Genomic DNA, 20663 nt, shown 5'->3' with positions numbered 1-20663 from the left:
GCCATGCGCGTCCATGTCGTCGGCAATACCTGCATCGACACGACTTTCCGTCTCGACCGCCTTCCGCAAGCGGGCGAGACGTTAAATGCGGTGAGCCATGCCGACGGCCTCGGCGGCAAGGGCGCCAATCAGGCTGTAGCCGCAGCACGCACCGGCGCACCTGTCACGCTCTGGGCCGCAATCGGCACGGATGCCAATGGCGCCTGGATCCGCGAGACGCTGGCAGGCGAGATTGCTATCGCCTGCCTGACGGAATTCGATCTGCCGACCGACCGCTCGACCGTTGCCGTCGATGCTGTCGGTGAAAATATCATCCTGAGCGGTGTCTCCTGTGCTCTGGCATTTGATCCTCTCGCGCAGACCAAACTGCTCGATACGATCGCGCCGGGCGACGTGCTGGTCGTGCAGGGCAATCTTGCGGGTGCAGTGACCGGCGCCTGCCTGCAGGCTGTACGGGCCAAAGGTCTCACGACAATCTTGAATGCCAGCCCGCTGGCGGCGGGTGAGCAGCCCGAGTTCACAAACGTGGATTTCGTCATTGTCAACGAAGGGGAAGCTCAAGCCATCTCCGGCTCTCGCGAACCGGCTCGTGCTGCCGCTAAAATCATCGAATCCGGCGCGCGCCGGGTGATCGTCACCCTGGGCTCCAGAGGCTGCCTTCTTCTGACCGGCATCAACGCGGCTGCGGTCTATATCGAAGCTCCGAAGGTTTCGGCGGTCGATACCAGCGGCGCCGGCGATGTGCTGTGCGGCATCTTTGCAGGATGCTTGGCAAAGGGAATTGATCCACTGCGTGCCATCCGCATCGCAGTTGAATCATCCGCGCTGGCGGTAACACGGGCTGGAACGCTTTCCTCCTGTCCAACGGCCAAAGAACTATCAGCTCTCATCAAAACATTAGAAACGGAACACCCATGACACAGTCCTCAAAGCCAGTCGGTCCTGCCACCGGCAATGCGATTACGTCCCTCTTCGGCCGTAGCAAAGCTGTCATCGGCGTCGTGCACCTCGCACCTCTACCGGGTGCCCCGCGTTACAATGGTGAAGCCATCGAGGACATCTACAGCCAAGGCCTGGAGGATGCCCGCGCCTACCTCGAAGGTGGCTGCGATGGTGTCATCGTCGAAAACCACGGCGACATTCCCTTTTCCAAACCGGATGATATCGGCCCCGAAACCGCCGCCTATATGTCGGTAATATCAGATCGTATCCGCCGCGAACTCGGCCGCCCGATCGGCATCAACGTCCTGGCCAACGCAGCCATTCCGGCGCTTGCCATCGCCGGTGCCAGCGGTGCCGGCTTCGTGCGTGTCAACCAGTGGGCTAATGCCTATGTCGCCAATGAAGGATTTATCGAAGGCGAAGCGGCCCGCGCCATGCGCTACCGTGCAAAGCTTCGCGCCAACGGCATAAGGATCTTTGCCGATGCCCATGTGAAGCATGGAGCACACGCGATCGTCGCCGACCGGCCGGTGGAAGAACAGGTCAAGGATCTCGTATTCTTCGATGCCGATGCGGTGATTGCCACTGGCCAGCGGACCGGCCATGCGGCCGATCTCAATTATATCCGGCTGATCAAGGAAGCGGCTGGCCTGCCGACGCTGGTCGGCAGTGGTGTCACGCCGGACAATGCCCGCGATATCCTCGATATTGTCGATGGCGTGATTGTCGCAAGCTCGCTGAAATATGACGGCGTCTGGTGGAACAAGGTTGAGAAAGCGCGGGTTACTGCCTTCATTGCCGGGCTGAAGAAATGAAACCTTCGGTGGAGATCAACGGTGCGCGTCTGCTGAAGAGGCTTGATGACTTCGCAGCAATCGGCGCCACGCCCGCAGGCGGCGTCAACCGGCAGGCGCTTGGTCCGCAAGACCAAGCCGCTCGTGCGCTTTTGGCGGACCTTGCCCTGGCACGGGGGTTTCGTGTCTTTCAGGACCCGTTGGCTAATCTGTTTGTTCGCCGGGCCGGCAAGAATGACCAGCTGCCGCCCTTTCTGATCGGCAGCCATCTCGACAGCCAGCCGACCGGCGGCCGTTATGACGGCGCACTCGGAACGCTTGCTGCCTTTGAAGTTTTGGAGGCGCTGGACGATGCTGGCATAGAAACGCACGTGCCGATCGAAGTCGTTGCTTGGACCAATGAAGAAGGCAGCCGTTTTGCACCGGGCGCCATGGGCTCGATGGCATTTTCATTGGGCCACATTCCAGGAGATTGGGATGACATCAAGGGGACCGATGGGGTGCTGTGGCGTGACGCACTGGCCGCGACCCTGGCGAACCTGCCTGCAGCGGAAACGCGGCCGCTTGGATTTCCTATTGCCGGCTACCTCGAACTTCATATCGAACAGGGTCCGTCCCTGGAAAAGGAAGATATCCCGATCGGGATCGTCACAGGTGTTCAGGGAACGCGTTGGTTCGAGATTACGATTTCGGGGCAGGCAGCGCACGCTGGCACAACACAATTGTCGTTCCGCCGCGATCCCATGGTGGCCGCCAACGCGGCCCTGCACAGCCTCTATGCGACCATCATGCCCGAGGATGAAAACGCCCGCTTCACTGTGGGCAGGATCGCTGCCTATCCTGGCTCCGTCAATGCCATTGCAGGTTCTGTCAGCCTCAGCGTCGATCTGCGCCATCCTAGTTCCGGTAACCTCGACGCGATCGAGGCGCGCATTGTGAGGGCCTTTCAGGCTTCAGCTTTGGCGAACGGCTGCACGGTCGATATTCGCAAGACATTCGATATGAGCCCAGCTCAGTTCTCCGAGCTTTTGATCAACAGCGTAGAACACGCTGCCCGCCATCTCGGACTAGCGGCCAAGCACATGGTTTCGGGCGCCTTTCATGACGCGCTTTATATCGCGCGCATTGCCCCGGCCACCATGATTTTCGTGCCTTGCAGAGATGGTTTGAGCCACAATGAGGCGGAGTATGTCGAGCCGGAACATTGCATTGCGGGCGCTCAGATGCTGCTTCAATCCACGCTGGAAGTGACAGGTACGGTCGTCATCGATCGATAATGCTGGCTATCTTCCTCGATTTGAAAACAGCGGGCGACCTTGCCTGCGGTTATGTCTCTGCGGTCAGTTCGCAAATGCCCTTTGGACTTTTGGGGTTGAGGAGAAGAGATCGCAGGGACAGGGCAGGGGCGGCGGTAAGGCAAGCTAGGCGGTCGAGCATTCATAACGCACAGCCCCCGTTTGTCCGTCCACGCCCGCAAGGCTGACACCGTAGCCCCACAAATGCCGTACATGCCGAAGCGTGGCGTCGCGGCTGGTTTCTTCCAGCAGGACGCCATTCTTTATCCCGTGCTGCAGCCGCAACTGCCGGTCGCCGAGCAGGTCGACATCAACCACCTGAATGTCCTGCTGGTTGGCGGCGACGTCGTAGTTGCTGGCCAGTGCTTTGCGAATTTCGGCGTAGCCACGTTCGTTGTGGATGGACGCGACCTCGCAATATTTGTTGTCCGCTTCATCGGTTAGCTGGAACAGCCTGAATTTGCGGATCAGCGCCGGGCTCAGATATTGCAGGATGAAGGATTCGTCGCGGTGGTTTGCCCAGGCATCAAGCAGGGTCTCCCGCCACTGGCCGCTGCCGGCAATGCTCGGGAACCAGTCACGATCCTCGGATGTCGGCTGATTGCAGATGCGCTCGATGTCCTGCATCATTGCAAATCCAAGTGCATAAGGGTTCATTCCGGAATAGCGCGGATCGTCGAAATGCGGCTGGAAGACCACGCTGGAATGGCTGTGAAGCATTTCCAGCAGCGAGCCTTCGCTGAGCTTGCCCTGGTCGAACAGCCTGTTCATGATGGTGTAATGTACGAAGGTGGCGCATCCCTCATTCATCACCTTGGTCTGGCGCTGCGGATAGAAATACTGGGCGATGACTCGGACGATACGCAGCAATTCCCGTTGCCATGGCTCCAGGATCAGGCTGTTCTTCTCCAGGAAATAGAGAAGATTTTCCTCCGGCAGATTGAGAACCTTCTTCCGCTCAAGAGCGTCGAGTTCGGCTTCTTCCTGATCCGGGCGTTCCGTGGCGCGCGGCAACGTGCGCCACAGATCGCTGTAGGTCTGTTCCTCGTATTCCAGCCGTTCGCGCGCCCGCTCCTGCTCCTTCTTCGAGGATAGGCGCGGTGGGCGGCGATAGCGGAACACGCCTTGATCCATCAGCGCATGGGCGGAATCGAGAATGGCCTCGACGGCGGATGTCCCGTGCCTTTCCTCGCATTTGGCGATGTATTTCTTCGAAAACTCCATATAACCGAGGATGGCGCCGGCATCGGTCCATTGTTTGAACAGGTAATTGTTTTTGAAAAAGTGATTGTGGCCGAAGGCCGCATGAGCGGTCACCAGGGTCTGCATGGCCATGGTGTTTTCCTCCATCAGATAGGTGATGCAGGGATTGGAATTGATCACCAGTTCGTAGGCAAGGCCGTGGTGCCCCTTGCGATAGCCGTTTTCCTCATAGACGAAGCGCTTGCCGAACGACCAGTGTTGGTACATCAGCGGCATGCCGACGGATGAATAGGCATCAAGCATCTGCTCTGACGAGATGATCTCAAGCTGGTTGGGGTAGACGTCGAGCCCGAGCTCATCGATCGCGATCGTCTCGATCGCGTCATAGGCGCGCGACAACGTCTTGAAATTCCAGTCGGAGCTGTGAAACAGTAGTTTTGCGCCTGCATTCTTTGCCATGCGGGGCTCCGTTCAGCTACGAAATTGCAAGGTTGGCTGCCTGGCGAAAAGTTTTCGGAAGACAGGGTAGATATCGGACGGCCGGGCGATCCGCGTCATCTGGAAATTCGGCCACTCGCCATCGACGGTGCGATAGGCGCGCCAGAGCGAGGTGCCGTTGTCGGTCGAGCCGAAGATTTCGCTCTCGCGCTCATCGATGATTTCGACATAGGCGTAATATTGGCAAAGCCGCATCAGCTCGGACGTGAGGATCGAGGCGCAACGTTCCGAATCGCGGGAAACATTGTCGCCATCGGATGCCTGGGCGGCATAAATGTTCCATTCCTTTGCCGGATAACGCTGCTGAATGATGTGCTGCATCTCCTCAAGTGCGGTGGAGACCACAGTGCCGCCGCTCTGGGTGCTGTAGAAGAATGTCTCCTCATCGACTTCTCCCGCTTCGTCGGTATGGCGGATGAAGACGATGTCGATCCGGTCATAGCGGCGTTTCAGGAACAGATGCAGGAGCACGAAGAAGCGCTTGGCGAGATCCTTTTCCCGCTCGCCCATCGAACTGGAGACATCCATCAGGCAGAACATCACCGCATTGGCGTTGGGCAGTGGCTGCCGTTCGAACCGGTTGAAACGGATATCGACGGGATCGACATAGGGGATGCGCCGCCGCCGCCGTTCGAGCATGTCGAGCTGCGCCCGCAAGGCGGCCAGATGCTGACGCTGGACGATATCGGGATCCGTTTGCGCCGCGAGCTCTTCGATTTCCAGCGCCAATGCTTCCAGCGTGTTTCGCTTGGGGCGATGCAGGGCGATGCGGCGTCCGTAGCTGTTGCGCATGGTGCGGCTGACATTGATATTGGTCGGCGAGCCGCTTGTCGCAAAGCCCGCGCGGCGGGGTTTGAAGGCGACGGCCTCCTTCAGGCTGAGCTTGACCATATCGGGAAGTTCAAGGTCCTCGAAAAACAGTTCGAGCACCTCCTCGCGTGACAGCAGGAACTGGAAATCGTCCTCGTCCTGCCCCCTTCCGGCGGCCGAGCCCGAGCCGCCGCCGCCTTGTGGTTTGTCGATACGATCCCCCGGCATGTAATCGCGGTTGCCGGGCAGGACATATTGCCGGTCGCCACTACCCCGGGCGGGTTGGAAGGTCGGCTCGCTGGCGCCGCGTGCCGGCATGGGGACGGCGTGGCCTGAATCCACGTCGGCGATCCGGTCGGTCTTGACGCGATCCTTGATGAAGCGTTTCAGCTCCTCGCGGGCGCGTTTCAGGAAACGCTGGCGATTCCCGAGGCTCTTGTCCTTCGGGTTGAGACGGCGGTCGATGAAATTCGGCATTGGCTACCCCCAGACATCGGTATGTCTCACCCCGCCTTGTTGACGCGCATGTACCATTCCACCAGCCTGCGCACCTGCCGCTCGGTATATCCGCGCTCGATCATGCGATGGACGAATTCGGCATGCTGCTTTTCGCTGGCGCTGTCCTTCTTGGAGCCGAAGCTGATCACCGGCAGCAAGTCCTCCACCTGACCGAACATCCGCTTTTCGATCACTTCACGCAGCTTTTCGTAGCTCATCCAGGACGGATTGCGGCCATTGTTCTTGGCCCGCGCCCGCAGGGTGAACTTGACAACTTCGTTGCGGAAATCCTTCGGATTGGCGATGCCGGCCGGTTTTTCGATCTGCGACAATTCATTGTCGAGGATTGTCCGGTTGAGAATCTGCCCCGTGTCAGGATCCTTGAAATCCTGATCTTCAAGCCAGGCGTCGGCATAGGCGATATAGCGGTCGAACAGGTTCTGGCCGTATTCGCTGTAGGATTCGAGATATGCCTTCTGGATTTCATGGCCAATGAACTCGGCATAACGCGTGGCGAGTTCCGACTTGATGAAATCGAGATAGGCAGCCTCGGTTTCCTTGGGGAACTGCTCGCGCTTGATCGCCTGTTCGATGACATACATCAGATGCACCGGATCGGCGGCGATCTCCTTGCTGTCGTAGTTGAAAGTCTCCGACAGCACCTTGAAGGCGAAGCGGGTGCTGACGCCGTTCATGCCTTCATCGACACCGGCAGCGTCGCGATACTCCTGAACAGATTTCGCCTTGGGATCGACGTCTTTCAGGTTCTCGCCATCATAGACCCGCATCTTGGTGTAGAGCGGCGAGTTTTCATGCGGGGCGAGCCGCGTCGAAACGGTGAAACGGCTGAGGCTTTCCAGAACCTCGGGCGCGCAGGGATTTTTGGCCAGTTCGCTTTCGCGCAGCAGCTTGTCGTAGATTTGCCGCTCTTCGGTAACGCGCAGGCAATAGGGCACCTTGACCACCAAAATGCGGTCGAGGAAGGCTTCGTTGTTGCGGTTGTTTTTGAACTGCAGCCATTCGGACTCGTTCGAATGGGCAACGACGATGCCCTGATAGGGAAAGGCGCCGAAATTCTCGGTGCCGTTATAGTTGCCTTCCTGGGTTGCGGTCAGCAGCGGATGCAGAACCTTGATCGGCGCCTTGAACATTTCCACGAATTCGAGCAGGCCCTGTGTCGTTCGGTTCAGGCCACCGCTGTAGGAATAAGCGTCGGGATCGGCCTGGCTGAAATTTTCGAGCTGGCGGATATCGACCTTGCCAACCAGCGAGGAAACGTCCTGGTTGTTTTCATCGCCGGGTTCTGTCTTGGCGATGCCGATCTGGCGCAGGCGCGACGGCATCAGCTTGACGACGCTGAATTTCGAAATGTCACCGCCGACTTCGTCAAGGCGCTTGGTGGCCCAAGGCGAGATCATGCCGGTCAGTCGGCGTCTGGCAATGCCGTATTTGTCTTCAAGAAGATCGGCCATTTTTTCGGGATGGAAGAGGCCGAGAGGCGATTCGAATACCGGGCTGATCTGGCCGCCGACCATCAATGTGTAGATCGGCCGCATTTCCATCAGTTTCTTCAGGCGTTCGGCCAGCGAGGACTTGCCACCGCCGACGGGACCGAGCAGATAAAGGATCTGCTTGCGCTCTTCCAGGCCCTGTGCCGCATAGCGGAAATAACCGACGATCCGCTCGATCGTGTCTTCCATTCCGTAGAAATCGGCAAATGCCGGGTAGACCTTGATGGTTCGATTGGAGAAAATGCGGCCAAGGCGCTCGTCGGCGCTGGTTTCGACGAAGTTGGGCTCCCCAATAGCGGCGACCATGCGCTCCTGTGCAGTGGCGTACATGCTTTTGTCGTCGCGGCACGCGAACAGATACTCCTGGAGACTGATCTCCTCCTGCGCGGTGCTGGTATAAATCTCCGAAAAGAGATCAAAGACATCGGACTGGGTGTTCTGCATCATGCTCTCCCGCGGCCGGTTCGTTGAGACGGGATCGCTGCCTATCGGCTCGCTCAACGAGATTAACGTTTCCTTGCTTCGATAGTTCCTTCAAATAATTGTTACTGCTGAGAATCTGACAACGAAGATGGCCGCACCCTTTGGGCGGGACCGACGGATCCTGGATCCTTGCCGAAGGGCGCACGGGTGATCACGCACCTCGCTCAGATCCGAATCACCGCCTTTGATGATCGTTCCGAATTCTTCCCGCCCAGCGTAACACAATAGTGCCGACAACCATCATACGTTCCGTGATGTTCACAACTTTCGGGGAAGTAAATTTTGTTTCACACCCTGGTAGGTGTTGCGAAATCCGATCACGCCCTGCTGGCCACAGGGGTATCTTAAGCGCTCCAGCTTCCCTCGCTCGCTTTCGACAGCAACGGTGTTTCGAAAACGCCGGTGGTCTTCTCCGGCCAACGGCTGTCCAAGGCCGCCAATCGGTCGACCCAGCGGCGTGATTGGAGCATGGCGGCACCGATGGCCACCGGTTCGATGCCGGCAATGGCAAGAAGGGAAAGACCGGCAACGATGGATGTGCCGCTGGAAATGACGTCGTCGATAAGAACAACGCGGCCGTTTTCCAGAAGTGGGAGCATGCGGGGATCGATATAGAGCCGTTTTGTCTGGTCTGGCGTGGTGATCGAAGACATCGGCACCGACAGACCGGCCTGGTACCAGAATTTCGGAGAGGTTCCGAGCGGAACATAGCGGCTGTGGCCCAGCGCCCGCGCGACGGCGCTGGCAAGCGTCAGGCCGAGCGTCGGTAGCCCGGCGATGACGTCAGGCCGGAACGGTTTCAACTTTTCGGCAAGCTGGGCCGCCAGCACATCCTGCACCGGAAAGCTCGCCTGATTGACGATCAGCGACGCCAGAGCATGGGTTCCATCGGACAACGGGCGGATTGGCAGACGGAGTTGACGCCCATCCATCAGGGTGGCCGGATAAAAATCCTTGTGGGTCTTGTCTGGATCGAACGTGTTTGCGGGATGGATTTCCTGCCAGAAGTCATGCGGCTGCACGGCGTCTTCCTTTGAGCCAAACTGTGAGGGAGGTGTTCGGTTTCTTGTGGTTTTGCTCTATACCGGAAGAACGTCCAGGGGAAGTCTGTGGAGCCCCGGTAAACAACGGACCCTCACGCCTCAAGGAATTGCCTGCCAATGCGCCTGCCCGAAATGCTGACTGCCGACCTGCCTTTTCTCACTGCGTTGCGCCGCGATCTGCATGCGCATCCCGAGCTTGGCTTCGAGGAAGAGCGAACCTGCGCCATCGTTGCGGATCTTCTGGAAAAGGCCGGGATCACCGTGACGCGCGGACTGGGCGGCACCGGCGTGGTTGGAACGCTGCAGATCGGCAATGGCACCCGCAGCATCGGGCTTCGCGCCGACATGGATGCGCTGGCAATGCCGGAAACGGCGGAGCGTCCGTATAAGTCCACGGTCGATGGCAAGATGCACGCCTGCGGCCATGATGGTCACACGGCCTTGCTGCTGGGGGCTGCGCGCTATCTGGCGGAAACCCGCAATTTCTCCGGTACGGTGCATTTCATTTTCCAGCCGGCGGAAGAGGGCCGGGGCGGTGCCCGGCGCATGGTCGAGGATGGTCTTTTCGAGCGATTTCCCTGCGATGCCGTTTACGGCCTGCACAATATGCCGGGCCTCGATACTGATGAAATGGCCGTGGTTGCCGGGCCGCAGCTTGCCTCCTCCGACAGCTGGCGCGTGACATTCCGCGGTACCGGGACGCATGGTGCCAAGCCGCATCTGGGCAAGGACCCGATCACGGCTGCCGCAACCTTTCTTGCCTCTCTGCAGACGATCATCGGCCGGGTTATCGATCCGCTACAGCCGGCGGTGGTCAGCGCCTGCTCGCTGCAGGCGGGCAATCCGCAGGCGCTCAATGTCATTCCCGATATTGTCGCGATCGGCGGGACTGCGCGGGCCTATTCGCCTGAGGTGCGCGATCAGCTGGAAACCGAAATCGGCCGTCTGGCGAGCGGAACCGCAGCGATGTACGGCATTGCCGCTGATTGTGGCTTCGAGCGCCGTATCCCGCCCGTTGTCAACGATGCGGACGCGACAGCGCGTGCCTTAAAGGCGGCCGGCACAGTCTTTGGCGACAAACTCAGAACCGCCTTTCCGCCATCTACGGCGGGTGATGATTTCGCCTATTTCGCCGGCGAAGCTCCGGGCTGTTATGTCTGGCTCGGCAATGGTCCGGCGGTCGATGGCGCCCTGCATCACAACACTGCCTATGATTTCAATGATGAGGCGATCGGACCCGGCGTTGCTTTCTGGGCGACGCTGGTCGAGCAGGAACTGACGCCCGCCTGAGCTTTTGTTTCCGGCTGATCCTTCAGGATCGATAACGCGGCGACGCGCAGTCTTCCGGCGTGAGGCCTGCTGTGTGCCTTCGCCGGCCTGGCCCCGTTCAATCGGGGCATCCAGCTTGCCGGAGGCGAGCGGGCAGTCTCCATCTCTCCTGTAGGGCTGTCGGCGATTTACGATTTCATGGACATTTGCTGGCGTCACTCATGACAGCCGCCTCGCTGTCGCCCGCGCAGCCCTTCGTGCTGGCCATTCTTCCGGCCAGAACCGGGCGCACCAAACGAAAATTTTGATTAATCAACATTCTCGTCATGAATGTAGGGCGATATGTATTTATTGCTCAACACTCTGGACATGATTGTTCACATTCAGTAGCGTCCACCGACGTTTTGGGGGAGGGTATTTTGGAGTGTTGGTTCTTTCCAGCCTGCCGGTGCCGTCATCATGCGCGTTTCACCACGGCAGCCTGCCGCTTCATTCACCCCATGGCGCAAGAGCAGCCGGAGGCCCTGACATGACGATGCCGATGACTGATCGCAAAGTGTTGATTTCGGTCGAAGACCTGACGGTCAATTTTGGCGTGAACCGCGTGGTCGAAAACCTGTCCTTCTCCGTCGCGCCCGGCAAGACCGTGGCCGTCGTCGGTGAATCCGGTTCAGGTAAATCTGTTACGTCGCTGGCAGTCATGCGTCTTGCTGACATGATGGGTGCAACATTCTCGACAGGCCGAATCCTGTTTGGAGAAAAAGATCTGCTTCAAACTTCCCAGAAGGCGATGCGGCGCATTCGCGGCAAGGAGATTGCCATGATCTTCCAGGAGCCGATGACGTCACTGAACCCGGTCTTCACGATCGGCGAGCAGATCTGCGAAGTTCTTCTGCTGCACGAAGCCATGAACAAGCCTACGGCGATGGCCGAGGCAAAGCGGCTTCTCGATATGGTTCGCCTGCCGGATTCCGAGCAGCTTCTGAAGCGCTACCCGCACCAGCTTTCCGGAGGCATGCGCCAGCGCGTGATGATTGCCATGGCGCTGGCCTGCCGGCCGAAGCTGTTGATTGCGGACGAGCCGACAACTGCGCTCGACGTGACGATCCAGGCGCAGATCCTCCATATCATGCGGGACCTGCAGCAAGAACTCGGCATGGGCATGATCTTCATCACGCACGACATGGGTGTCGTCGCCGAGATGGCAGATGATGTCGTCGTCATGTGGAAGGGTCAGAAGGTCGAGGAAGGCCCGGTTCGCGAGATATTCGCCAATCCGCAGCATCCCTATACCCGCACGCTTCTGGCGGCGGTACCGCGCCTTGGCAGCATGGCTGGGGAAGCGTTCCCCAAACGCATGCCGGTGACGGTGCTGCGCGATGGAGCGCCGGTGATTGTCGGTGAGGAGCGCGTGCAGGACACCGCGCGCTATGACGAAAAGCCACTGCTTTCGGTCAGGGACCTGTCTGTCAGCTTCGATATCCGCAAGTCCCTGTTCGGCAAGGTAACCCACCGTCTCAGCGCGGTATCCAAAGTCGGCTTTGATATCTATCCGGGCGAGACGCTGGCGCTTGTGGGCGAATCCGGTTCCGGAAAGTCGACCATTGGCCGGACGATCCAGCAGCTGCAGGCTGCTAAGGCAGGCGATATCGCGTTTAACGGCAAGCCGTTTTCATCGATGTCGCAGGCCGAACGTTTTCGTCTGCGCCAGGATGTCCAGTATATCTTCCAGGACCCCTTTGCCTCGCTCGATCCGCGCAAGACGGTTGGTTTCTCGATCGCCGAGCCGATCAACACACATGGCCTGATCCTGGGTACAAAGGCCGTGCGCCGGCGTGTTGACGAACTGCTTGAGCGCGTCGGCCTGACGTCGGCCCATGCGGATCGTTATCCGCACGAGTTTTCCGGCGGGCAGCGTCAGCGCGTCTGCATCGCGCGTGCGCTCGCCTCCGAGCCCAAGCTGATCATCGCCGACGAGGCGCTGTCGGCGCTCGACGTGTCGATCCAGGCGCAGATCATCAATCTGTTCATGGATCTGCAGGCCGAGCGCGGTCTCGCCTATCTCTTCATCAGTCACGACATGGCGGTGGTCGAGGAAATCAGCCATCGCGTTGCGGTGCTGTATCTCGGCCAGATCATGGAAATGGGCAGCCGCCAGCAAGTATTCGAGACACCGCGGCACGATTATACCCGCCGTCTTCTTTCGGCCGTTCCTGTCGCCGATCCCAACAGGGAGCGCAAAAGCACCCTGATCACCGGCGACATACCCAATCCGGTTCACCGCGTCGGCGATGAGCCAGCTATTCTCGTTCACGAGGAAATCGATCCGGGCCACTTCGTCGCAAAGGTGGCCTGATACCTGCGAAAAAACTGCAAGCAACTGAAGAGGAACAGCGATATGCAAACAATCAAACGGGGACTGACAACGACCTTTATGGCATTGGCCCTGTCGGCTACAGCCATTTATGCCGGCCCGGCTCTGGCTGCCGGTAAGATGACGATTTCGAGCCCGCAGGACCCCGGCAGCTGGGATCCGATCGACACCTTCCTGGTACAGTGGGCTGCCGTCTCGACCAATATCTTCGACGGCCTGACCTATCGTGGTCCCGATCTCAAGCTCGTGCCCGGTCTTGCTGAATCCTGGGAAGAGCTGGACGAAGGCAAGCGCATCCGCTTCAAGCTGCGCCAGAACGTCAAGTTCCATGATGGCGAAGCTTTCAATGCCCAGGCAGTGAAGTTCACCTTCGAACGCCTGCTCGGCGAAGAGGGTGCCAAGGGACCGCAGCGCTCAAACTATACCAGCATCGAAAGCGTTGACGTGATCGATGATTACACCGTCGACATGAAGCTGAAGACGCCCGATCCGGTGCTGCTGACCAAGCTTGCCGGTTATGGTGCGATGATTGTTCCGCCGAAATACATTCAGGAAAAGGGCGAGGACAATTTCAACCTTAATCCTGTCGGCACAGGCGCGTTCAAGTTCGTCTCCTATACACCCAAGGTCGATATCAAGCTTGCAGCCAACCCGGATTACTGGGGTGGCGCGCCGAAGCTTTCCGAACTGGAATACCGCTTCATCACCGAACCCGCGACGGCCGTTGCAGAGCTTCAGGCAGGCCGCGTCGATCTGGTGATCCCGCCGACCATTCCGATCGGCATGATTCCGGTGATCGAAGGCGATGCGAACCTTGCTGTCGTCAGCGTTCCGGGGCCGACGGTCGATGCGCTGCGCTTCAACACGCGCGATGGCATTACCGCCGACCCGAAGGTGCGTAAAGCGATCATCATGGCCATCGACCGCACAACCATCGTCCAGTCCATCCTGGCCGGTCAGGCTTCCGAGATCGTCAGCTTCCAGAGCGCCCTTTCTTTCGGCTACGACGCGGACCTGAAGGCTGTTGCCTATGATCCGGAAGGCGCCAAGGCGCTTCTCGCAGAAGCCGGAGTCAAGCCGGGTGCCGCCCTGCAGATCGATATCCGCGGCAATGACTCGACGATGAACGAGGTTGCCCAGGTTATCGCCAGCTATCTGCAGATGGTCGGCATCACCGCGACGATCAAGCCTTACGAAACCAACGTTCTGCTCAACGATATCATTCCGCAGGGCAAGACGGGCGCCATGTTCCAGCAGAAATGGGGCGGCTGGACGTTCGACTACGACAACACCGCCTATGCGATGTATCACTCCGGCGAAAAGTGGAATCCTTACGACAAGGACGAGACGATGGACAAGCTGCTGGAATCGCAGCGTCCGCTGACGGATCGCGCGGAGCGGGAAAAGATCCTCAAGGAAGTTGGCCGCTATGCCGCCGATCGCGCTCTGGAGCTGCCGCTCTATAACAGCAACGCCATCTACGGCATCAGCAAGCGGGTGAAGGGCTTTGTTGCTCCTTCGGACAACCGCTTGAAGCTGACCGACGTCACCGTCGAATAATCTGAAGACCTCTGTGCCGCCCGGTTAGCGGGCGGCACGTTTTCCCCTACCTTCAAGGATCACGAACGTGGCCGGTTTCCTTATCAAACGATTGCTGCAGGCGATCTTCGTCGTCTTCGCCATCACGCTGGTGGTCTCTTTTGCCATCCGCCTGACCGGCGATCCTGCTCTGATGATGTTTCAGGGCGGTGGCAGCATGACGGAAGAGGACCTGATGCGCATCCGTGCGTCGCTGGGCACCGATCAGCCGTTCATCATGCAATATCTGAATTTCCTCAAGGGAATGGTGACGCTCGATTTCGGGCGCAGCTTTACCGGAGGAACCCCTGTCTCGCTCCTGATCGGCAATGCGCTTCCGGCCACGCTGCTGCTTGCGTTCATCTCGATGTTCGTTTCGATCGCGCTGTCCATACCGCTCGGCATCAAGGCTGCGACGGCCAAGGGCAAGGCCGCTGATCAGGCGATCCGCATCCTCTCACTGGTTGGCCTTTCCTTCCCGAACTTCTGGCTTGCCACAATGCTGGTGCTGCTCTTTGCGGTGACACTTGGCTGGTTGCCGGCAAGCGGCATGTCGGGGTGGGCGAGTTACGTCATGCCGGCATTGACCATGGGCATCATCTTGACGGCAACCAATGTCCGGCTGGTGCGCACCTCGATGCTGGAAACCCTAAAATCGCAATATGTCATGGTGGCGCGCGCCAAGGGGCTCAGCGAAACGACGGTGCTCTACAAGCATGCACTGCGCAACTGTGCCATTCCGCTCATCACCTATTTCGGCCTGCAGTTTGGCGGCCTTCTCGGCGGCATCGTCGTCGTTGAGCGTGTCTTCAACTGGCCGGGCATGGGCACGCTTGCCTTCGACGCGGTTTCGGGCCGCGACTATCCTGTCCTGCAGGCCGTCATCACCGTTCTGTCGCTGATGATCGTCGGCGTCAATCTCCTGGTCGACATTGCCTACGGGCTCGTTGATCCGCGCATTCGTACGGAGTAATCGCCGATGGCCACCAAATCCTCCCGCCTGTCGCAGTTCTACAGTCTCGAATTCATCCTCGGTGCGTCGCTGACGCTGATCATCTGCCTCGCGGTGCTGCTATCCGACGTGCTGTTTCCCGGCGGCGCTGAAAAGATCAACCTGATCGCGCGCCTCACCAAGCCCTTCACCACGGCCGCCTATCCGCTGGGCACTGATCCGCTCGGCCGGGATGTGCTGGCGCGCGTGGTCGCTGGCGGCAAGATTTCGTTGCTGGTCGGCTTCACCTCGGTAATCGGCGCGGTGATCTTCGGCGTGCTGATGGGCCTGATTGCCGGCTATTATCGCGGCTTCTGGGATATGCTGGTGATGCGCTTTGCCGACCTGCAGCTCGCCATGCCGTTCATCCTGCTGGCGATCACCTTCATCGCCATCGTTGGCGGCAGCCTGACCAACACGATCATCCTGCTGATCGTTTCGCAATGGGTACAATATGCGCGCGTGGTCCGCGGTTCGGTGCTGACGCTGCGCGAGCGGGAATTTATTCTCTCTGCGCGGGCGATCGGCGTCAAAGACTGGCGCATCATCTTTCAGCACCTGCTGCCGAACCTGATCGGGCCGGTCATCGTGCTCATGACCCTCAACGTCGCCAACAACATTCTTCTGGAAAGCAGCCTGACCTTCCTCGGGCTTGGCGTCGACCCAACCATCCCGAGCTGGGGCGGCATGCTGGCCGATGGCCGCACGTATCTCCAGACCGCCTGGTGGGTCAGCGTCTTCCCGGGCCTTGCGATCCTCCTGACCGTGCTTGGCCTGAACATTCTCGGCGACTGGCTGCGCGACAGCCTTGACCCGACCGGCAGAACTTCGAGGTAATCCGATGACCGTGATCTTGCAGAAATCCTTTGAGCGCACACTCGATCAGTTGGCGGCGCGCGCCGTCCCGGGCGACAGTTTTGAGGCCTGGACCTTCGACGACCGTGAAAGCCGCGCCGCGGCTGAACGCGCGTTATCGGAAAGAGGCATCACGGCCCGCATCCGCAGCGCCTACAAGCCGTTGCTGTCCTTCTTTCTCGAAGAGGTTGATCTCAAAGGCGTCGAGGCCATTGAAATCCGCTATCCGGTCCACCCAGCGGCATCTGACAACCGCTTCCGGCTGGAGACCTATCCGCTGGGCGCGCTGGTCGGCGAGGCAAAGATTGCATTTGTTCCACGCGCAGACGGCGGGTTCTTCTATGAGGTGGTGCTGACGGGTGCCGACATCGAGCAATCCGTTACTGTTCTTGCGCCGAACCGGGTGCATCAGGATCGCACCGGGCAGACCAATCTCTCGCCAACCGGCTGGTTGCGCCGCGCTGGTGAAACGATCGGCGAACGGCTGGAAACGGACTATGAGGTGGTATTCGAAACTGCAATATCCGCGATCGCTGATTATGACTGGGGCCAGGACGAACCCTATTTCGAAGAGCTGAACATCCGCATTGGTCATCCGTCCAGCGACGAGCCGCTGGCGATTGGCGATGAGGTGGTCAGCCTGCGCGAAGCGCTTCATGAGGACCTGTATTTTTCGCTTCTCGAATTTTTCCAGATGAAGTCCGGCCGGCCGTTGGGCGATCGGGGGTTGAGGCCCGGCATGATCGTGCCGGAAGTCGTGCAGGTCGAAGGTGCCATCACGCTCAGCATAACCACCCGCGCCTTGTCGACCGGTTTCCTCGACGGTGCCGCGCAGGCGATCGATACCGCCAGCGAGCCGCTGGCCGCTGGCCAAGTGGCGGTCCAGCTGGAGGCGATCGGCGGGGAGGGGTTTGATGCCCGCACCCGGTCCGGCCGCACGGTTTTCGCGCGCTATGTCGCCGGCAGCGATGCCGCGGTGATGATCAGCGGCGGTCAGCACCCAAATGAGACCACCGGCATCGTCGGCGCTTTGCGTGCCGCGGCCAAGCTTGCAGAGCGCAAGGGCGCGCATTTCACCATTTCGCCACTTGAGAATCCGGATGGTTATGCGGTGCACCAGCGCTTGCGCCGCGACAACCCGCGCCACATGCATCACGCCGCCCGGTACACCGCGCTCGGTGACGACCTCGAGTACCGCACATATGAAAATGCGGCCGGGCATGTGAACGAAAAGGAAATCCGCTTCAAGGCACAGGATTTGAGCGGCGCGCAGTTGCATGTGAATCTGCACGGCTATCCCTCGCATGAGTGGACCCGGCCGCTATCGGGTTATGTGCCGCGTGGTTTTGCCGCCTGGACCCTGCCGAAAGGCTTTTTTCTGATCGTTCGCCATCATCCTGACTGGGAAAGCCAGTCGGAGGCGTTGCTCGACCGGGTGACGCGGCATCTCGGAGAGGTGCCCGGGCTACTGGCGTATAACGACAGGCAGATCGCACTCTATGAGATTCATGCCGGTGAGACGGGCTTCCGGATTATCAACGGTTTCCCCTGCCTCATTTCAGTCGATCATCGCCACACTGTGCCGATGACCCTGATCACCGAATATCCGGACGAGACCATCTACGGCGAAGAGTTCATTGCAGGTCATACGGCTCAGATGGAACTGGTCCTGTCTGCGTATATGGCCTGGCAGGATATCGTCTCGGTCAGCTGATCCCGTCTGACGGCGAAGCATGGTCGGACATGAGGCTGCTCATGCCCGGCCGAAATGCCGCCAAGAGTTGGTGGAAGCGGTCGCGGCGGGCGACTATGCCTTGGTCAGGATCGGGCTTTCCATAAGCATACCGGTTTCGACATCGGCAATGCCCCTGTCTGTCTGGTGCGGTCCGGCATTGCAGGCAAGTGTCGCCCCAAAACAGGCCTTGAAGACGAGATAGGGCGGCTGCCAGTCGACGATATCGTCCATCGCAGCGCGAACATCCGCGAAATCCCGGGCCACATCATTGAGCGGCGCATCCGAGACCAGGCCCGAAAGCGGCAGCGGCAGGATGGCCTTGACCACTCCGCTGGATGCGACGGCCATGCCGCCACCCGCGGCGATCACCGCATTGGCGGCAAGCGCCATGTCGTCCGGATCGCTGCCGAACACGGTGAGGTTGTGGCTGTCATGGGAAACGGTATTGGCAAATGCGCCGCGCCATTCGCCCCAGCCGCGCAGGAAGCCGACGCGCGGCCGGCCGTCGCTGCGGCCGTGGCGATGCGCCACAGCAATCAGGGTCGTGCCCTCAGGCGGTACGACAAAACCATCCCGTACCTCTGCTTCCGCTTCGCCCCAACGGGTAAAGCGCGGTTGGTCGATTGTGGCGATCCGGACTTTGGTCTCGCTGGAAGCAACACGAAAATCATCGGCTGTCAGCGGCGATATCTTCATGGAATGCTCAAGCACCGATGGGTCGGACGCTGCGATATCTGCAAGCATCTCACCATCCCTGGCAACAACAATGCCATTGGCGATGACGATGCGAGCGTTGAAGTCGCTGAGATTGTCGAACACGGCGATATCGGCGCGGCGTCCTGCCGCGATCAGCCCAAGATCGGAACGCCCCAGCCGTTGTGCGGCATTAAGCGTGGCAGCCCGCAGCGCCCATTCCGGTTTCAGGCCGTAGCGAACGAGGCGCCGCACAACGTCGTCAAGGCCTCCGCCGTCTGCCAGGTCGTCGGGAAAGACGTCGTCGGTGCAGAGGGTGAGTGTCTGCGGCAAATGGCCAAGCCGGTTCAGGGCTTCAACGAACTCCGGCAGCAGATGATCGTGGGAACCGCGCAACTCGATCGCCATGCCGGCGCGCAGCTTTTCCATCAGGTCGGCTGAAGATGTCAGCTCGTGGTCCGAGCTGACGCCTGCCGCCATGAAGGCGGCAAGATCACCACCGTTCAGTCCGCGCGCGTGGCCGCAGATCAGTTTTTCCGAGGCAAGGCCTGCCTGGACGATGGCGCTCATCCGCGGATCGCGGTTGATTACGCCGCGCATGTTCATGACCTCGGCGATGCCGCCGATTTCCGGCCAGGACAGCAGATCGGCAATCACGCCGGCATCAAAATCGGCGCCATTCAGCTCCAATCCCGGCGCTGAGGGCACGCAGGAGGGCGCAAGCAGGATCATGCGCAGCGGCGATGCGTTGGCGGCATCGGCGGCGAAACGCACTCCGGCAATGCCGTGGACATTGCCGAACTCGTGCGGATCCCAGACAATCGTTGTCACGCCGTGGGCCAGAACAGCAGCGGCATACGTCGCGGGCGTCACCATCGAGCTTTCGATATGCATATGCGTGTCGATCAGGCCGGGCGAAATAAAACCGCCGGAGATATCGATGATCTCCGCCGCGTCGGTCCTCGCTCCTGTCGGGTGGACACTGGCGATCAGCGGTCCGACGAGGCCGATATTCGCCGCCCGCAACTCGCCGGTCACCATATCGACCAGAGTGCCATTGATGATCAGGGTGTCGAACGGGGCATTGCCGCGCGCAGCTGCGACCGCACGGGCGCGCAGGCCGGCCTCGTTGAGGTCGGCGGGTTGAGGTGCTGCAGGTTTTGTCATTTACCGGCCTCCCAGCGCAGCGCGTCCAGCACGATCGCCTTGATTGCCTCCGCATCGCAATCGACGGCGAATTCGGCATTGAAGACACCATGGCTGGCGCGGGTTTCCACCACGGTGCGGCCGCGGGTGAGTGAGCCGGCAAGCTCCATGTCGATCCGGGCGGATTGAAAGGTCACGAGGTCGGGGCGGACAAAGGCAGCAGCAGCGGAGGGATCGTAGATTGCCATCGCCGGCCGGCCGCGGCTGACGCCGATATCGATGTAACCGGCGAGCATATCGGCCAGCAGCGCGGCGTTGGCGCCGCCCGTCTGCCGTACCGGCTCAATATCGGCGGGTGCGGCCAGAACCTTGCGGCAAAAGTCGAGATCGACCATGCGCAAAGGCAGGCCATGCGACAGCACGATGGCGACGGCTTCCGGGTCGGCCAGCGCGTTGAACTCTGCCGATGCCGTGTGGTTGCCGCGTGAAAGCCCGCCGCCCATCCAGGTGAGTTCATCGATGCGGGTGGCGAGATCGGGCCGTGCCAGGGCAAGGGCGGCGATGTTGGTCAGCGGCCCAAGTGCCAGGATGCGGCGTGGCGAGGGCTTGTTTTCCAGCCAGCGGCAAAGTGCAGAGAAAGCATCGTTGTCCGCTACATCACCGGCATCCGGAAGCGTTCGTCCGGCAGTGGGAATACCAGTTTCGCCGAGAATCGCCTGCGCGGTTTCGAGCACGCCCAGAACGGGCTGGCTGCGTCCGGCATGAATCGGGACCGTCCAGCCGAAAGCCTTGGCAGCACCCGCCGTATTGCGGCGGACTTGATCCATTGGCGTATTGCCGAACACCAGCGATATGCCGTCGATGGCAATGCCCGCACGCATCACCACCAGAATGGCGGCGATGTCGTCAAAGCCCATATCCGTATCGATCCAGACACCCATGATG

General features: G+C 59.9%; 15 protein-coding genes. 9 read left to right on the top strand and 6 right to left on the bottom strand.

Annotated elements, in window-relative coordinates:
* The first annotated feature begins 3 nt into the window (after positions 1-3).
* The 3 genes from ASD36_RS10195 to ASD36_RS10185 are packed head-to-tail and all read left to right on the top strand — an operon-like array spanning position 4 to position 3013.
* Complete coding sequence (locus tag ASD36_RS10195; RefSeq protein WP_060503142.1) at positions 4-918, top strand: ribokinase; 915 nt, start codon at positions 4-6, stop codon at positions 916-918.
* Positions 915-1757 (top strand): BtpA/SgcQ family protein, encoded by an 843-nt coding sequence (locus ASD36_RS10190; protein ID WP_060503141.1) that lies wholly within the window; start codon positions 915-917, stop codon positions 1755-1757. The genes ASD36_RS10195 and ASD36_RS10190 overlap by 4 nt, the downstream gene beginning before the upstream one ends.
* The gene (locus ASD36_RS10185; RefSeq protein WP_060503140.1) at positions 1754-3013 is read left to right on the top strand and encodes a Zn-dependent hydrolase; all 1260 of its coding nucleotides are present in this window, start codon (positions 1754-1756) and stop codon (positions 3011-3013) included. The genes ASD36_RS10190 and ASD36_RS10185 overlap by 4 nt, the downstream gene beginning before the upstream one ends.
* A 144-nt stretch (positions 3014-3157) precedes the next feature.
* Here the strand turns inward: ASD36_RS10185 and ASD36_RS10180 are convergent, their stop codons facing one another.
* The 4 genes from ASD36_RS10180 to ASD36_RS10165 form a co-directional block, all read right to left on the bottom strand.
* Positions 3158-4693 carry a SpoVR family protein gene (locus tag ASD36_RS10180; RefSeq protein ID WP_060503139.1) on the bottom strand — a complete coding sequence of 512 codons (1536 nt, stop codon included), beginning with the start codon at positions 4691-4693 and terminating at the stop codon, positions 3158-3160.
* Positions 4694-4705: 12 nt separating this feature from the next.
* Positions 4706-6019 (bottom strand): YeaH/YhbH family protein, encoded by a 1314-nt coding sequence (locus ASD36_RS10175; protein WP_060503138.1) that lies wholly within the window; start codon positions 6017-6019, stop codon positions 4706-4708.
* A 26-nt stretch (positions 6020-6045) separates the two neighbouring features.
* Positions 6046-7995 carry a PrkA family serine protein kinase gene (locus ASD36_RS10170; protein WP_060503137.1) on the bottom strand — a complete coding sequence of 650 codons (1950 nt, stop codon included), beginning with the start codon at positions 7993-7995 and terminating at the stop codon, positions 6046-6048.
* A gap of 383 nt (positions 7996-8378) precedes the next feature.
* On the bottom strand, positions 8379-9056 hold the full coding sequence (locus ASD36_RS10165) for a phosphoribosyltransferase (protein ID WP_060503136.1): 678 nt from the start codon (positions 9054-9056) through the stop codon (positions 8379-8381).
* Between the two features lie 138 nt (positions 9057-9194).
* Between ASD36_RS10165 and ASD36_RS10160 the strand changes: the two genes are divergently transcribed.
* The 6 genes from ASD36_RS10160 to ASD36_RS10135 all read left to right on the top strand — a co-directional run bounded on the left by ASD36_RS10160 (position 9195) and on the right by ASD36_RS10135 (position 17858).
* The gene (locus ASD36_RS10160) at positions 9195-10367 is read left to right on the top strand and encodes a M20 aminoacylase family protein (RefSeq protein ID WP_060503135.1); all 1173 of its coding nucleotides are present in this window, start codon (positions 9195-9197) and stop codon (positions 10365-10367) included.
* A 508-nt stretch (positions 10368-10875) separates the two neighbouring features.
* Positions 10876-12702, top strand: a complete 1827-nt coding sequence (locus tag ASD36_RS10155) for an ABC transporter ATP-binding protein (RefSeq protein ID WP_162246343.1) — start codon at positions 10876-10878, stop codon at positions 12700-12702.
* 42 nt (positions 12703-12744) lie between these two features.
* Positions 12745-14280, top strand: coding sequence for an ABC transporter substrate-binding protein (locus ASD36_RS10150; protein ID WP_060503134.1), 1536 nt, complete (start codon positions 12745-12747; stop codon positions 14278-14280).
* 67 nt (positions 14281-14347) lie between these two features.
* Positions 14348-15271, top strand: coding sequence for an ABC transporter permease (locus ASD36_RS10145; protein ID WP_060503133.1), 924 nt, complete (start codon positions 14348-14350; stop codon positions 15269-15271).
* A 6-nt stretch (positions 15272-15277) separates the two neighbouring features.
* A complete protein-coding gene (locus tag ASD36_RS10140) occupies positions 15278-16126 on the top strand; it encodes an ABC transporter permease (protein ID WP_060503132.1) in 849 nt (282 codons plus the stop codon).
* Between the two features lie 4 nt (positions 16127-16130).
* Positions 16131-17858, top strand: a complete 1728-nt coding sequence (locus ASD36_RS10135; protein ID WP_060503131.1) for a M14 family metallopeptidase — start codon at positions 16131-16133, stop codon at positions 17856-17858.
* Between the two features lie 93 nt (positions 17859-17951).
* Here the strand turns inward: ASD36_RS10135 and ASD36_RS10130 are convergent, their stop codons facing one another.
* Positions 17952-19739, bottom strand: coding sequence for an adenine deaminase C-terminal domain-containing protein (locus ASD36_RS10130; protein ID WP_060503130.1), 1788 nt, complete (start codon positions 19737-19739; stop codon positions 17952-17954).
* Positions 19736-20659 carry a nucleoside hydrolase gene (locus ASD36_RS10125; protein ID WP_060503129.1) on the bottom strand — a complete coding sequence of 308 codons (924 nt, stop codon included), beginning with the start codon at positions 20657-20659 and terminating at the stop codon, positions 19736-19738. Before ASD36_RS10125 ends, ASD36_RS10130 begins: the two co-directional genes overlap by 4 nt.
* Positions 20660-20663: the final 4 nt, after the last annotated feature.

The sequence above is a fragment of the Rhizobium sp. Root1334 genome, from assembly GCF_001426665.1.
In the GTDB taxonomy this organism is placed as follows: Bacteria; Pseudomonadota; Alphaproteobacteria; order Rhizobiales; family Rhizobiaceae; genus Pararhizobium.
This window is presented reverse-complemented; position numbering and strand designations above follow the sequence as displayed.